The following is a 14657-nucleotide window of genomic DNA, read 5'->3' on the forward strand; positions in this document are numbered from 1 at the left end:
AAAAAAGCCGCTGCCAGATGCACTAGCGGCGGCTTTCTTAATATTACGCCTTCAGGCGTAGAAGAACATGGGCACAAAGGCGACGATTAGCAGCGTGCTGCCCATGACCACAAGTGGTAGCAGCAGACGCTCGTAGCGATGCCAGAAACTGCCGGTGCGCTCGGCCGCCAGCACCTCGGTCTCGCCGACGACTTGCCGGGTAAGCAGATGGTTCAGCGCCACCGGCGGGCTGAGATAGCCCAGCTCAAACGCGACCAGACATACCAGCCAGAAGTGCAGCGGAACGATTCCGAGATTGATCGCCGCCTGGGCAATGGTGGCGGAGACCAGAATGACCGCACCGAACGGATCCATAATCATGCCGATAAAGGTCAACATGACAACGATCACCAGCATGATGATCCACGGATTGCTTAAACCCTCCGGGAAGATCGCATGGACGACGTCAGAGCGTTCGAGGATACCGCCCAGGCAAACGGAAAAGCCGATCAACGCCAGCAATGCGCCGATGTGCACCGCTGAGTCGCTGGCCGCAGCGACGCTCCGGCTGCAGAATGCAGCAGTGCGGCTCTGGCCGGGTTCCCGGCTGCCCTTGCCGGCATCCAGAAACACCAGCGCCAGCATCACCAGCGGCAAGATCAGGGGCGCGCTGTACTCGTTGAACGTCAAACCCAGCAGGAACCAGATCAGTCCGATAGCCAAGGCGGCCACGAGGGCGTATGGCATCAGCGGTGTAAGCCGTCGTGCGGCTTCGGCAAAGGCGCCTGGCTGGGGGCGCGGTTTCCAGTTGCCCTGGGTTTTGCAGACCACCAGGGTGAACAAACTCGCTGACATCATGAAAATCCAGAAACCCCAACCGTACAGCTCGTCGGTAGTCACTTCCTTGTTTAGCGCCGCCACGACCACAATCAGCAAACACGGATTGAGCACCACCCCCATACTGCCGGACATGGCCGTAGTGGCCAGGGACAACTGGCGTCCGGCTCCGGACTTGCGCAGCTCGTCGTAGATCACGCCGCCAACCGCGAGAATGAAGATACCGGACGCGCCGGTGAACGCCGTCGGGAATGCGGTCGCGAAAATCATCAGCGAAGCCAGCGCCGGGGCCGGCAACCGGAAAGGCTGGATCACATTCAGCAGCAGGCCCGGCAAGCGGGTCTGTTTGAGCACCATGCCCACCAGCACGTATAGCCCGATGTTGATAAACATCGAAGCCAGATTACTCATCTGGCCAAAGTAGATCGCCAGCCCCGAACTATAGCCATCGACAAAGTAGAAATAGGCCATGGCGATCAGCCCCATCTTGCAATACAGCGGGATTGAAAGGAACGACGAGGGGGACAATTTGCCGGGGCGGATGCGCTCGGGTACCACGGTAAGGCGATAGGCATTGATGGCCACAAAAAGTCCGAATACGCCCGTCCAGGCATACTGAAGATCGCGCAGAGCATCGGACGAGCGCGAGTCGCCCAGCTGCCCGGCGTAAGTGGACAGTGAATACGCCATCAGTCCGTTGACCAATAACTGAACCGCCTGGGACAACGTCCACTCAGACCGGTTGCGCGGCAGACGCAAGGCGATATGGTCGGCGTCGAACGCGGCAATCATGGCCGCCAGAGCGAACAGGCCCAAAAACAGGTATTTGGTCAGGTCGATATTGTCCAGCAACCAGTCGGCAATGCCCTGTTCCACCACCTTGAACAGGGTCAGCGCGGGGGTAATCTGCTCTTGATTGGTCGCGAACATGGCGTGCTTCTTCTCGCAAAGCGCCAGGTTCCTACGAAAACTCTCCCTTAACGCCTGGGCATCCGGCGGCGACGAGAATAAGGCGTCCGGATCGGGCTTGTAAGCCTGCATCCGCTGTTGCACCGCTGCCTCGACATCCCTATCCACACTGCAGGTGGGCTCGGTGGCCCAGGGGTTCAGCAGGTAATAATCGGGCCAGGTCTGCTCGCCGATCCAGAGCATCCGCGAATGCAGCGAGTTGCCCATGCCCAGCAGCAGAGTAAAGACCAACAGCGCCAGCAGGACGACCCCATGTAGCCGGTGGACCGGGTACAGTGTCGTCATCCTACTGGCCGAAAGCGCACGCCAGTTCATGATGCGTTGCCTACCCTTTATTCGCGGTTTTCAGCGGTGCATTCGGAGGCGCCCGCATTACTGGCGCAACGGACTTTGCTCAGCAACGACATCATTCGGGGATCGTAGACCTCGGGCGCGCCATTCATGCCATCGCGCAGCTCCATCCGGTTTTCACGGAACATTTCCTGATAGCCCTGAACATCCGCATCCGGAATCCGGATCCACTGTTTCTCGGGAATGTTTTCTTCACTCTTTTCCACCAGCGCCATCGCCTGTCCGTACATCGCCCACATTTCCTGGCGGGAGGCTTGAGCTAACTCCTCGCTGAATACATCGTCACGCGCTACCAATTGGATGGTCAGCTGGGCGAGCGGATAATCGACGATCCCGCCTCGATCGCCGACGCCCTTGTATAATTCCAGGGCCTCGTAAGCGAAGGCTGGCGCGTAGGCCGTATCCACCGAGCCATTATTGAACTTGCCGGCAAAGTTGGTGATGTCCGAAGGCACCACCGTCGCCTTCACGTAATCCACCATGTGGATCGCATCTTTCTGATAGTCCAGGGTGGCCATACGCTTGCCCGCCAGCTCACCCGCAGTGTCGATGGCGCGGTCGTTCACGAACAGATAGCCGGCGCCCGCAGGGGCGATGCCGAGGATCTCGTAGCCCTCTGCCTTCATCAGCGAAGCCGCCTTGGGCTGGGCCAGCGTTGCCAGTACGGTTCTTAAATCGTCATAGCTGGGAATGGCGCCGACCGCGCTGATGGAGCCGGTAAACCGGTTAAAGCGGCGGATCCGTATATCCGTGGCAGCCAGCACATCGCATTGTCCGGATTGAAAGTCCCCCAGGGCCACGCCCTCATCGGTGTAAGGCTTGAGCTTGTAGTCCACACCGTGCGCCTTCATCTCCAGGGCGTAATCTTTCATCAAGTTGTAGACATCGCCATTGGCGCCAATAACATCGAATACGCACATACTGACTGACTGGGACTGGGACTGGGCTAGGGCTTGAGTCACGGGCGTTACGGCCAGCGCCATCAACATTGCTGCGGTTGCCTTGCGGAACATTCGGAACCTCCAAATTGTCTTTTTTATGGTTGTTTAACAGGTCAATCGATCAAGCCGGACTCCGGCCGGTCGTGGCCACAGATCCTCTCGCGCCGCCCGTATAGCGGATCAGAGCAGGCTATCGAGATCCATGACCTCCGCATCCGTCGAGCTCTCCGGACTCATCTTGCCGAAGTAGGTACGCGGTGTGCGGTAGCCATACGCTTCGGTCCAATGCTTATCGGACCCATGGAGAATGACCGAACGGCCCACCCGGTCCACCAGCCGGTAGTCTTCACTCACCTCGAAGCCGTCTTCGGAGGCGACGAACCGGGCGATCACGTTGGCGATGACGTCGTCCCGCCCCTTGGTTTCGGCGGCCACAACTTCAAGCGCCATAGAGGCGCGGAAACCGGCCTTAACACCCAGCTCGGCGCTGCGACGCAGAACCCGCCAGGGGTCCGGTGACGTAGCCGGGCGGGTGTCCGGCAACAGCAGCCATACGTTGGCCCGGATAGCGTCGGGAATGCCGCCCCACTTTTCGTTATCCAGGCATTGCGCCGCGCGCTCGGCCTGGGGTGCGATGTCCTTGGGAATGCCGGCTGCGCCGCCGGAGCTGGTATCGTTAATGATCGCCTGGAGGCCGGTCAGAAGTCCGAGTAGGAAGGTAAGCTCATCCTGATCCGCGTGGAGAATCGGGCATTCCGCTGCCGGATCGGCGGGATCGTATTCGTATGCGCGCATGGCACGCTCGAATGCCTTAAGCCGGCGCTCGGCGGTAATGGCATGCCAGCGTTTGGCGGCATTGCGCGCGTCCTTGGCGGCTGGTACGTCGCCCTGATAGTTGGCTCGCAGGTAGCGTAACTCTTCCTCCCAGGCCTGTTCCTCCGAGCAGTTCGCCGCCAGCAGTTGCAAAAGCGAACCCGTGGTATCCGGCCGATCCGTGACCCGCCCGAAGGAATAGACCAGCGGGTCCAGCGAATTGCCCAGGTTGCACGCCATGTTGGCATCCGACATCTGCATCACGTAGGGCGTCGCTTCAGATTCCGAGTAGCCGGTGATCACCATGCCGGTCGTCTGATAGATGGGGTTGTAGCCGCAGCCCGCGAGGGAGGCGAGCAATCCGAACACGAGCAGAATACGGTTCGTGGAACCCGTCATCCAAAAACGAGGGATGATTGACGTATGCATTCCCGATCCTTTCTCTTGTTTATTGTTGTCAGTGGAAGCGTCCAGTTCTTCCGGTCGGGAGTTCGCCCAACCAAACACGGCTTTTTACCTTTTCATTGCCTCTCACTACGTCTCACTACGTCTCATTACTTCTCATTACTTCTCGTTACTTCTGGAGTGCATGAAAGAATGCGGCTTGGCGGTTCGTTAGTGAATGACCGGAGTGCCGTCGGAATTGGCCTATCAGGCCAATCAGGATGGCGACACACCCATGCCAGCCCCTCACTTCGGCCTGATTTCGGACGGCTGTGCCGGACAGACGCAGGAACCGACCAAACCTTCAGAGAGGGGTGAAACACAGTCATCCATGGGTTAATAGGTGGGTTAATAGGTGGGTTAACAGACAGGTTAATCGTTAGGTTAGTCGTTAGGTTAAGAGGAGGTAGTCACCGGGCTCGTCATCCCCAGCATCGCCATCACCTCGTCAGCAAGGGTGTCGAGGCTGCGGGGACCGTCGGGGCGGTACCAAGTCACCGTCCAGCTCAACGCGCCGGTCAACAGGCGCCGGGCGATAAAAGGATCGGCAGCCAAACGCCCTGCCTGACGCAACTCGCCGAGCACATCCAGCCATAGCTGCTCATAGATATCGCGCAATTTCAGAATGTCCCGCTGGGACTCGGGCGACAGGCTGCGCCACTCGAACACCAGCACGGCCATGGCTTCGCCGGTCTGGCCATTGATAGCTTCCAGCTCGCAGAGAACCAGGGCACGCAGCCGCTCGTCGGCCGTCGTCGCCTGCTTGACCGCGTGGCGCATCAGCTCCGTGTTGAGCAGCACGGTTTCCACCATGACCGCCTTAAGAATAGCTTCCTTGGAGCGAAAATGGTGGAACAGACTACCTGACTGAATCCCCACCGCCGTCGCCAGATCCCGCACTGTGGTGCGCTCATAGCCTTTCTCCCGAAACAGCCGGGCCGCTTCTCTCAGCAAACGTCCACGGGCCCCCGCAGGGTCGGAAATGCGTTCGTCGGCAACCAGTTCGGCAAGGATGGATTGGGGGGTCAACTCGTACGTCCTCTGTCGTTATCTAAACGTTATCTAAAGGCCACGTCAGTGTAACCTGAACCGGATCATTTACAAACCAAGCGCTTGCTTGGTATTGTCGTTTTCACAGTACGTTTGTTGCCATTGCGAAAAAGACGACAACGCCGGAAAGGACACCTCATGACACGCGCACCGCTGCGAATCGGCTGCTCCTCCGCCTTCTGGGGCGACACCGAAACGGCCGCCCGCCAATTGGTGGATAAAGGCCATCTGGACGTCCTCATTTCCGATTACCTTGCGGAGATCACACTGTCCATCATGGCTGGCCAGCGCATGAAGGACCCGGAGGCGGGCTACGCCCGGGATTTCGTGCAAACGGCCGTGGGCCCGCTGCTGAGAGACATCAAAGACAAAGGTATCCGGGTCATCAGCAATGCCGGTGGGGTGAATCCGGAGGCCTGCCGGGATGCTCTGCAGGCGCTTTGCGACGAGCAAGGCGTGGAGCTGAAAATCGCCCTGGTGCAGGGCGATAACCTACTACCGCAAAAAAAAGCGCTTGAGCAGCAGCGCATCACCGAGATGACCACAGGCGATCCCATGCCGCCAGTGATAATGAGCATGAACGCCTATCTGGGCGCGCCGGGCATCGTTGCGGCGCTGGAAGCCGGTGCCGATATCGTCATCACCGGCCGGGTCGCCGACAGCGCTCTAGCTTTGGCGCCGCTGGTTCACGCGTTCGGCTGGGCCTGGGACGATTACGACAAGCTGGCCCAAGGTAGCCTGGCGGGCCACTTGATCGAGTGCGGCGCCCAGGCCACCGGGGGAAACTTTACCGATTGGGAGACGGTCGAGAGCGGCTACGCGGATATGGGCTTTCCCATTGTCGAAGTTCAGCCCAGTGGCGATTTTATCATTACCAAGCCTGAAGGCACCGGCGGCGCCGTCAACGTCGGAACGGTCGCGGAACAGCTAGTTTATGAAATCGGCGATCCAAGAGCCTACCTGTTGCCAGACGTCACGTGCGATTTCAGCCAAGTGAATCTGCAGGAAACGGCACCTGACAGGGTCGCCGTTTCAGGCGCACGCGGCTTTGCGCCCACCAACAGCTACAAGGTCTCCGGCACCTGGCCGGACGGACACAAATGCACGGCCACCTTCCTGATTGGCGGTATCGACGCACCCAGAAAAGCCCAGCGCGTAGCCGATGCCATCGTCGCCAAGACCAACCGCCTGTTTCAGAGTCGCGGCCTGCCCCCCTATTCCGAAATAAACGTCGAACTGCTCGGCACCGAAGCCACCTATGGCCCACACGGTCGAACCGGCCAAAGCCGTGAAGTCGTGGTGAAGATCAGTACCGCTCACCCGAAGAAAGAAGCTCTGGTGCTGTTCTCTCGCGAGATCGCCCAGGCGGCAACAGGCATGGCGCCAGGACTGACCGGTATAGTCGGCGGACGACCGACGGTTTGGCCCAAGATTCGACTGTTTTCCTGTCTGGTGCCTAAGGATCAAGTCGACGTGCAAGTTCAAGTCGATGGCCAGAACAGACCGGTACCGGTCAACACTGAAGGTGTCGAGGTCGTGGAAGCAGGCCCGGATAACAATGAGTTTCCACCTGCAGCCGATACAGACACAACCGTGCGGCTGATCGACCTCGCCTGGGCGCGCAGTGGCGACAAGGGCGACCACAGCAACATTGGCGTTATCGCCCGGCACGCGGACTATGTGCCCTATCTCGCCAGTGCGCTGAGCGAAGCCGCCGTCGCCGATTGGATGCGCCACACATTGAACCCCCGGAGCGGCCGCGTTACCCGCTGGTTCATGCCCGGTTTCAATGCCTTCAATTTCCTCCTTGAACACAGTCTTGGCGGTGGCGGCGTCGCCAGTCTGAGGATCGACCCCCAGGGTAAGGCCTTCGCCCAGCAACTGCTTGAAATGCCGATCCCCATTTCCCGCGCCGCGCTGAAAGGACATCAAACATGAGTTATCAATCGATTCTCCGCCCCGGCCTGTTCGACGGCCAAACCATTATCGTGACCGGCGGCGGATCCGGTATCGGCCGCTGCACCGCCCACGAACTCGCGTCGCTGGGCGCCCATGTCGCTCTGGTCGGCCGTAAGCCCGACAAGCTGGATACCGTGAAAGGCGAAATCGAGGACGACGGCGGCAAGGCCTGGTCCTATCCCTGCGACATCCGGGAGGAGGAGGTCGTCGCAGCAACCATCAAACACATCCTGGCCGCTCACGGTCCGGTCAGCGGATTGGTCAACAACGCCGGTGGGCAATTCCCCTCGCCGCTTGCGTCTATCAACCAGAAGGGCTGGGAGACCGTGGTGCGCACCAACCTCACCGGCGGCTTCCTGATGGCCCGGGAACTGTACAACCAGTCCATGAGCAAGACCGGCGGTGCCATCGTCAATATCGTGGCGGACATGTGGGGCGGTATGCCCGGCATGGGGCATTCCGGTGCGGCACGGGCGGGCATGGTGAATTTCACCCAGACCGCTGCGGTGGAATGGGGCGCCACGGGTGTACGCGTCAACGCGGTCGCACCGGGCTGGATCGCTTCGAGCGGCATGGATACCTACCCCGAGCAGATGAAAGCCTGGATTCGCGGCCTCGCGGACGGGGTGCCGGGCAAGCGTATCGGCACCGAATCCGAGGTCAGCTCGGCGATCTGCTTCCTGCTGAGCCCCGGCGCGGCCTTTATCAGCGGGGACACCCTGCGTATCGATGGCGGCGCATCCCACGGCGGGCGGGTATGGCCCTTGCCCAAAGCCAAAAACGTCGAGGTCTTCAACGGCTTCCACCGTGCCGTCACCCCCAAAATATTCAGCGAAGACTGAGGACCGCCATGCAGATTATCGAGTCCGCCATCGACCCCCAATCCGAAGCCTTCGCAGCCAATGCGGAGTCAATTCGGAAACATATCGATGCCTTCCGGGAGGTGGAGCGGCAGGTCCTTGCCTTGGCGGAATCAGCCCGGGAAAAATTCGTAAAGAAGAACAAGCTGCTCCCCCGTGAACGCCTCAACCGCTTGCTGGATCGGGGCACGCCTTTTCTGGAACTCTGTTCTCTGGCTGGCTACAAGATGTACGACGACAAGAACGGCAGCATGGCCGGCGGGGGGATTATCGCCGGTATCGGTACGGTGAGCGGCGTCCGCTGTTTGGTCGTGGCAAGCAACAGTGCGATCAAGGGCGGGACCATTACCCCGGCAGGCCTGGACAAGACCCTACGTCTGCAACAGATCGCCCTGGAGAACAAGCTGCCCGTCGTCTCCCTCTCGGAAAGCGGCGGCGCCAACCTCAACTATGCCACGGATATTTTCGTGCTCGGCGCCCGAGGGTTTGCCAACCAGGCGCGGCTGTCCGCGGCGGGTATTCCCCAGGTGACCGTGGTTCACGGCAATGCCACAGCCGGTGGCGCCTACCAGCCGGGCCTCTCCGACTACGTGATCGTGGTGCGCAACAAAGCCAAGATGTTCCTTGCCGGTCCACCGCTACTCAAGGCCGCGACGGGTGAAGTCGCAACGGACGAGGAGCTGGGCGGCGCGCAGATGCATGCCGAAATTGCCGGCACTGCCGAATATCTGGCCGAGAACGACGCCGACGGCATCCGCCACGCCCGTGACGTGCTCGATGCCCTGGCCTGGAACGAACGCCTGCCACCAAAGCAGACGGTCGAATGGGATGAGCCCCTTTATTCGCCGGAGGAACTCTCCGGCGTGATCCCGGCCGATCCCAAGTCGCCTTATGACGTCCGCGAGATTCTCGCCCGTATCGCCGACGGCTCCCGGTTCCAGGACTTCAAGGCCAACTACGATGATCAGACCGTGTGCGGCACGATCCGAGTCCATGGTCATCGTGTCGGTATTATCGGCAATAACGGACCGATCACGCCGGAAGGCGCGACCAAGGCGGCTCAGTTCATCCAGCTCTGCGACCAAGCGGGCACGCCAATTCTGTTCCTCCATAACACGACCGGATTCATGGTCGGTACCCACGCGGAGCAGCACGGCATCATCAAGCACGGGTCCAAGATGATTCAGGCCGTCGCCAATTGCCGGGTTCCGAAACTCGCCATCGTGGTGGGCGGCTCCTACGGTGCGGGCAACTACGCCATGTGCGGCCGCGGCCTCGATCCACGCTTTATCTTCGCCTGGCCCAATAGCCGCACCGCCGTCATGGGGCCAGCCCAGGCCGGCAAAGTAATGCGAATCGTCGCCGAGGATAAGCAGCGCCGTAGCGGCGTGGAACCGGACGAGAAAACGCTGGAATTCCTGGAGCAGGCTACTGCCAAGAAGCTAGAGGACGGCTCCACCGCGCTATTTGGTACGGCACGGCTTTGGGATGACGGGCTGATCGATCCGCGGGATACGCGCAAGGTGCTCGCATTGGTTCTTTCGGTTTGCCGGGAGGCGGAACAACGGGAACTACGCCCTAATAGCTTCGGCGTAGCGCGTTTTTAAAGGGCAACAAACAGAACAAGGGGACCCACATGCTATTCACCGAAGAACACGAAGCGCTCCGAAAAACCGTCCGCGACTTCGTCGAAAAGGAGATCAATCCACACTGCGACGCGTGGGAAGCCGAGGGCAAATTCCCCATCCACGACATTTTCGGCAAGTTGGGCAAGCTCGGTGTATTAGGCATCCATAAGCCGGAGGAATACGGCGGCATGGGCCTGGACTACAGCTACAACCTGGTTGTTGCCGAAGAGCTGGGTACGGCTCATTGCGGCGGTGTCCCCCTGGCCGTGGGCGTGCAGACCGACATGTGCACACCGGCCCTGGCTCGCTTCGGTTCGGACGAACTGAAACGGGAGTTTCTGGCACCGGCAATCGCGGGCGAAAAGGTAGGCTGCATTGGTGTTAGCGAGGTCGGCGCGGGTTCGGACGTCGCCGGGATGAAGACCACCGCCCGCAAGGACGGCGACGATTACGTCATCAACGGCGCCAAGATGTGGATTACCAACTCTCCCAGTGCCGATTTCATCTGCCTGCTGGCCAATACATCCGACGATAAGCCCCATAAGAACAAGTCGCTGATCATGGTGCCCATGAGTACCCCCGGTATTTCCTTTTCTCCGCACCTGAACAAATTGGGCATGCGCTCCTCGGAAACCGCACAGGTCTTCTTCGACGACGTGCGCGTCCCCCAGCGCCACCGCATCGGCGCCGAGGGCACCGGCTTCATGATGCAGATGGTGCAGTTTCAGGAAGAACGTATGTGGGGCGCGGCCAACGTCATCAAGGCGCTGGAACACTGCATCGAGGCCACCATCGACTACTGCCGCGAGCGCCAGACGTTCGGCCAGCCGTTGATCGACAACCAGTCCATCCACTTCCGCCTGGCCGAACTGCAGACCGAGGTGGAAGCCCTACGCGCCCTGACCTACCAAGCCTGCGAGCTCCACATACAAGGCAAGGACGTCACGCGCTTGGCGTCCATGGCCAAACTCAAAGCCGGCCGCCTGGGCCGGGAAGTCACCGATAGTTGCCTGCAGTACTGGGGCGGCATGGGCTACATGTGGGATAACCCGCTGTCCCGTGCCTTCCGCGATGTGCGTTTGGTGTCCATCGGCGGCGGCGCGGACGAAATCATGCTGGGCATCATCTGCAAGCTCATGGGCACCCTGCCCGGCAAGCGAAAGGATTGAGGAGCCACGATGACCACTCTGCCTGACTGCCGGACCTTGGCTTTGCTCGAGAACGGATCCGTGCTGCATATCACCCTGAACCGGCCAGACAGCCGCAATGCCATGAGCCTTGAAATGGTTCGGGAATTGACGGCCGTCTTCGATCGATTAGCTGCGGATCGCAACGTGCGCGCTGTGGTCCTGCGTGGCTCAGGCGGGCACTTCTGCGCCGGAGGCGATATCCGCGATATGGCGGCCGCCCGTTCGCAAAAAACGACTAACGGCGAGGACCCGTTCCGGGATCTGAATCGCGCTTTCGGCCGCCTGATTCAGCAGGTCAACGAAGCACCGCAAATAGTGATCGCCTTACTGGAAGGCGCGGTTATGGGCGGTGGTTTGGGCCTGGCCTGCGTCAGCGATGTCGCCATTGCCGGCCAGAACGCCCGTTTCGCGATGCCGGAAACCCGTTTAGGCATTATTCCGGCCCAGATTGCGCCTTTCGTCGTGGAACGCATCGGCTTAACGCAAACCCGGCGATTGGCCCTGCTTGGCTTGAAGGTCGATGGCCGCGAGGCGCAGCGGCTGGGCATCGTGCATCAGGTCGTGGCTGATGGAAACGCGCTGGACGTCGCGCTCGAAGATGCCCTGGACTCGCTTATCCGCTGTGCACCGCAAGCCACAGCGTCCACCAAGGCCCTGCTTCACAAGGTCGGCAAGGTGGCGATGACAACATTGCTGGACGAGGCCGCCCAACAGTTCGCTGACGCCGTTCGCGGCGAGGAAGGCACCGAGGGCACGCTGGCCTTCATGCAAAAGCGCCCTCCCGCTTGGGCCACGGAAGACAACACATAGGTCACCAAGCATGCTCAACAAGATCCTGATTGCCAACCGGGGCGAGATCGCCGTACGCATCATGCGCACCGCCCACGCCCTGGGTTACCGGACGGTCGCCGTCTATAGCGAGGCCGACAGCCAGGCGCTGCATGTCCAGACTGCCGACGAGGCTGTCTGCATCGGCCCCGCCCCTGCCAACGCATCCTACCTGAACGCGCAGGCGATCCTCGATGCGGCAGCGCTCACAGGTGCCGAGGCGATTCATCCCGGTTACGGCTTTTTATCGGAAAATGCCGACTTTGCCCGGGCCTGCGGTGACGCCGGGCTTATCTTCATTGGGCCGCGCCCCGAAGCCATAGAGCTCATGGGCAGCAAACGACGCTCCAAGGTCGCGATGCAGGACGCCGGCGTGCCGGTGGTGCCCGGTTTCGAACAGGCCAATGCGTCCGATGAAGCGCTGCGAGAAGCCGCAAAGCAGATCGGCTTTCCGGTGATGATTAAGGCCTCTGCCGGGGGCGGTGGTCGCGGCATGCGGCTGATTCACGAGTTTGACCAGCTATCCGACCAGATTCAGCGCGCCCGCTCCGAGGCAAAGAACGCCTTCGGTGACGACGAACTGATCCTGGAGAAAGCGGTGGTCGAGCCGCGGCATATCGAAATCCAGATTTTTGCCGATACCCACGGCAACGTCATCCACCTGGGCGAGCGGGATTGCTCTATCCAGCGCCGTCATCAGAAAGTCGTGGAGGAAGCCCCCTCCCCGTTCATGACGCCGGACATGCGCGACGCCATGGGTGAAGCCGCCGTGAAGGCTGCCAAGGCTTGCCATTATGTGGGCGCGGGAACCGTGGAATTCCTGGTAGACAAGGAGCGCAACTTCTACTTCCTGGAAATGAACACCCGTCTCCAGGTCGAGCACCCGGTCACCGAGCTGGTGACCGGCCACGACCTCGTGGAATGGCAATTCCGCGTCGCCGAAGGCGAACGGCTTCCGCTGGGCCAGCAAGACGTCCAACTTCGAGGACATGCCATCGAAGTGCGGCTCTACGCCGAAGACCCGGCTGCGGAATTTATGCCCCAGACGGGCGTTCTGGTCGACTATACCCCGGCCCGGCTTCAGAACGTGCGTTACGACAGCGGTGTGCAAACCGGCGATATCATCTCGCCGTTCTACGACCCCATGCTGGCAAAAGTCGTGTCCTACGGCGTTTCTCGCAACGACGCCATCCGCCGCTTGAAGCGGGCACTGGAAGACAGCCGGGTCTTCGGCGTCACCACCAACCAGAGCTTCCTCAGCCGGATCCTGGGCCACCCTCGATTTATCGCCGGCGAGGCTACCACGGCTTTTCTCGAGACGGACTTCGCCGATGACCCGTCCTTGCGTCCGGCTCAACCCACCCTGCGGGATCTGGGCGTCGCCGGCATTCTTTTCAGTCATCCCAAAACCCATGCCACCGCCTTGGGCTGGAGCAACGGTCTGTCTACGCCACTTCCACTGAAGCTGTCATTCGATGAGAACCATTACGAGATCAGTCTTCAATGGTCGGGCAATCGCGTCACCGTTCACGATAATCAAGCCAGCCTGTCGCTTGAGGTGCTCACGGTTACGCCGCAAGCGGTGGACTATATCGACAACGGCATTCGTCAGCGTTGCCAATATCAGCGCTCGGGGGATCGCCTATATTTTCAGCTGCATGATCAACAGCTCAGCCGGACCCTCTGCGCCATCGACGTGACCCACGCGCCTATGGCGGCGCTTGAGGGGAGCGGATCGGACCGGATACTGGCCTCCATGGATGGCGCCATCGTCGATGTGCGCGCAGAACCGGGCCAGACCGTTCAACGGGGTGATACGCTGGTGGTGCTTGAAGCCATGAAGATGGAGCATCCCCTGGTTGCCGAGCGGGACGGGCAGGTTGCCCGTATCCACGTGACGGCAGGCACCCAGGTCAAACGCCGCCAGGTTCTGGTGGAACTGACCAGTGAAGATACCGCATCCCATGAAGGAGCATCGGCATGAGCATGAAGGACAAAACCATTTTTATTACCGGCGCCAGCCGTGGCATTGGCCGAGCCATCGCCCTGGCTTGCGCTCGTGAGGGCGCCAATATCGTTATAGGCGCGAAATCGGACGAACCGCACCCGAAGCTGCCCGGCACCATCCACTCCGTAGCGGAGGAGGTGGAAGAAGCCGGCGGTAAGGCGCTCGCTCTGGTGCTGGACGTCCGCGACGACGCGATGGTCAAAGAGAAAATCGACAAGGCGGGCGAACACTTCGGCGGCATCGACGCCCTGGTCAACAACGCGGGCGCCATCCGTTTGCAAGGTGTGGAGAAGCTGCCGGTCAAACGCTACGACCTGATGCACCAAGTCAATGCCCGGGCGGTTTTCACCTGTTCTCAAGCTGCGCTGCCCTGGCTGAAAAACTCCGGCAGCGGCCATATTCTGAGCCTTTCACCGCCCCTGAATATGGCGCCCAAGTGGTTCGCCCAATACGGCGCCTACACGACCACCAAGTACGGGATGTCCATGCTGACACTGGGCATGGCCGAAGAGTTCCGGCAGTACGGCATCGCCGTGAACTCTTTGTGGCCTAAGACACTCATCGCAACCGCTGCGATCGAATTCGAAGTGGGCGGAACGGAGATGATGGCCCAGGGCCGCAAGCCGGACATTATGGCCGATGCTGCGGTGACCATCCTCGGCCACAGCCACGAAACCATGAGCGGTAAGCTGCTGATCGACGAAGATGTCCTGCGCGATGCCGGTGTCACGGATTTCGAAGGCTATCGCTATTCGGCAGGCGACAAGCCGCTGTTGCCGGATCTATTTCTGGATTAGTGC

11 protein-coding genes are annotated in these 14657 nt (G+C 60.5%); 7 read left to right on the forward strand and 4 right to left on the reverse strand.

Going from position 1 to position 14657, the window contains the following annotated elements; translation table 11 throughout:
• Positions 1-51: 51 nt before the first annotated feature.
• The 4 genes from FXO11_RS13725 to FXO11_RS13740 all read right to left on the reverse strand — a co-directional run bounded on the left by FXO11_RS13725 (position 52) and on the right by FXO11_RS13740 (position 5363).
• Positions 52-2100, reverse strand: a complete 2049-nt coding sequence (locus tag FXO11_RS13725) for a TRAP transporter large permease subunit (RefSeq protein ID WP_148863500.1) — start codon at positions 2098-2100, stop codon at positions 52-54.
• Positions 2101-2117: 17 nt separating this feature from the next.
• On the reverse strand, positions 2118-3149 hold the full coding sequence (locus FXO11_RS13730) for a putative solute-binding protein (protein WP_148863501.1): 1032 nt from the start codon (positions 3147-3149) through the stop codon (positions 2118-2120).
• 108 nt (positions 3150-3257) lie between these two features.
• Positions 3258-4319, reverse strand: coding sequence for a hypothetical protein (locus FXO11_RS13735; RefSeq protein WP_148863502.1), 1062 nt, complete (start codon positions 4317-4319; stop codon positions 3258-3260).
• Between the two features lie 411 nt (positions 4320-4730).
• Complete coding sequence (locus FXO11_RS13740) at positions 4731-5363, reverse strand: TetR/AcrR family transcriptional regulator (RefSeq protein WP_148863503.1); 633 nt, start codon at positions 5361-5363, stop codon at positions 4731-4733.
• Between the two features lie 159 nt (positions 5364-5522).
• Between FXO11_RS13740 and FXO11_RS13745 the strand changes: the two genes are divergently transcribed.
• Genes FXO11_RS13745 through FXO11_RS13775 form a run of 7 tightly spaced genes read left to right on the forward strand, consistent with a single transcriptional unit; the run spans position 5523 to position 14654 of the window.
• Entirely contained in the window at positions 5523-7322 is a 1800-nt protein-coding gene (locus tag FXO11_RS13745) for an acyclic terpene utilization AtuA family protein (protein ID WP_148863504.1), read from the forward strand.
• A complete protein-coding gene (locus FXO11_RS13750; RefSeq protein WP_148863505.1) occupies positions 7319-8185 on the forward strand; it encodes an SDR family oxidoreductase in 867 nt (288 codons plus the stop codon). Before FXO11_RS13745 ends, FXO11_RS13750 begins: the two co-directional genes overlap by 4 nt.
• Positions 8186-8193: 8 nt before the next feature.
• On the forward strand, positions 8194-9810 hold the full coding sequence (locus tag FXO11_RS13755) for an acyl-CoA carboxylase subunit beta (RefSeq protein WP_148863506.1): 1617 nt from the start codon (positions 8194-8196) through the stop codon (positions 9808-9810).
• Between the two features lie 29 nt (positions 9811-9839).
• Entirely contained in the window at positions 9840-11000 is a 1161-nt protein-coding gene (gene atuD, locus FXO11_RS13760; protein ID WP_148863507.1) for a citronellyl-CoA dehydrogenase, read from the forward strand.
• A 9-nt stretch (positions 11001-11009) separates the two neighbouring features.
• Complete coding sequence (locus FXO11_RS13765) at positions 11010-11831, forward strand: enoyl-CoA hydratase/isomerase family protein (RefSeq protein ID WP_148863508.1); 822 nt, start codon at positions 11010-11012, stop codon at positions 11829-11831.
• Between the two features lie 10 nt (positions 11832-11841).
• Complete coding sequence (locus FXO11_RS13770) at positions 11842-13833, forward strand: acetyl/propionyl/methylcrotonyl-CoA carboxylase subunit alpha (protein ID WP_148863509.1); 1992 nt, start codon at positions 11842-11844, stop codon at positions 13831-13833.
• Positions 13830-14654: an SDR family oxidoreductase gene (locus FXO11_RS13775; RefSeq protein ID WP_148863510.1), complete on the forward strand. Its 825-nt coding sequence runs from the start codon at positions 13830-13832 to the stop codon at positions 14652-14654. The genes FXO11_RS13770 and FXO11_RS13775 overlap by 4 nt, the downstream gene beginning before the upstream one ends.
• Positions 14655-14657: the final 3 nt, after the last annotated feature.

Origin of the sequence: Marinobacter fonticola (assembly GCF_008122265.1) — a bacterium.
GTDB lineage: Bacteria > Pseudomonadota > Gammaproteobacteria > Pseudomonadales > Oleiphilaceae > Marinobacter_A > Marinobacter_A fonticola.

Bases quoted from the DNA above. Each gene is read 5' to 3' on its own strand.
- FXO11_RS13755 (WP_148863506.1), top strand. From the start codon at position 8,194: ATGCAGATTATCGAGTCCGCCATCGACCCCCAATCCGAAGCCTTCGCA.
- FXO11_RS13725 (WP_148863500.1), bottom strand. From the start codon at position 2,100: ATGAACTGGCGTGCGCTTTCGGCCAGTAGGATGACGACACTGTACCCG.
- FXO11_RS13775 (WP_148863510.1), top strand. From the start codon at position 13,830: ATGAGCATGAAGGACAAAACCATTTTTATTACCGGCGCCAGCCGTGGC.
- FXO11_RS13750 (WP_148863505.1), top strand. From the start codon at position 7,319: ATGAGTTATCAATCGATTCTCCGCCCCGGCCTGTTCGACGGCCAAACC.
- FXO11_RS13745 (WP_148863504.1), top strand. From the start codon at position 5,523: ATGACACGCGCACCGCTGCGAATCGGCTGCTCCTCCGCCTTCTGGGGC.
- FXO11_RS13765 (WP_148863508.1), top strand. From the start codon at position 11,010: ATGACCACTCTGCCTGACTGCCGGACCTTGGCTTTGCTCGAGAACGGA.
- FXO11_RS13770 (WP_148863509.1), top strand. From the start codon at position 11,842: ATGCTCAACAAGATCCTGATTGCCAACCGGGGCGAGATCGCCGTACGC.
- atuD (WP_148863507.1), top strand. From the start codon at position 9,840: ATGCTATTCACCGAAGAACACGAAGCGCTCCGAAAAACCGTCCGCGAC.
- FXO11_RS13735 (WP_148863502.1), bottom strand. From the start codon at position 4,319: ATGCATACGTCAATCATCCCTCGTTTTTGGATGACGGGTTCCACGAAC.
- FXO11_RS13730 (WP_148863501.1), bottom strand. From the start codon at position 3,149: ATGTTCCGCAAGGCAACCGCAGCAATGTTGATGGCGCTGGCCGTAACG.